Origin of the sequence: Burkholderia sp. SIMBA_051, assembly GCF_046534915.1 — a bacterium.
Classification (GTDB): domain Bacteria; phylum Pseudomonadota; class Gammaproteobacteria; order Burkholderiales; family Burkholderiaceae; genus Burkholderia; species Burkholderia ambifaria.
On record NZ_JAWRXS010000946.1, the window covers coordinates 1 to 233 of the forward strand.

Consider the following 233-nt stretch of genomic DNA (forward strand, 5'->3'; position numbering starts at 1 on the left):
GTTGTAGGGCGCGTCGAACAGGATGTGCTTCCAGCGCGGCTTGACGGCGCCCTGGATCAACGGCTTGTCGTCGATCAGCAGATTGCCGTGCACCAGGGTCTTGTCCTTGGTCAGGATCAGCCGGCTGGTGGCCTCCCGTCCCAGGTGCTTCTCGACCCACAGGTATTTCTCGGCGACGCAGTTCTCGAACTGCGACAGCGGCGAGGTGCAGATGCGCACGTCCATGCCCAGCG

Annotated in this window: 1 protein-coding gene; it reads right to left on the minus strand. The window is 63.5% G+C overall.

What is annotated here, in order from left to right; translation table 11 throughout:
- Positions 1-233, minus strand: a 233-nt coding sequence (locus SB771_RS37280) for a 5' nucleotidase, NT5C type (RefSeq protein ID WP_410722316.1), incomplete at both ends; no start/stop codon positions are given.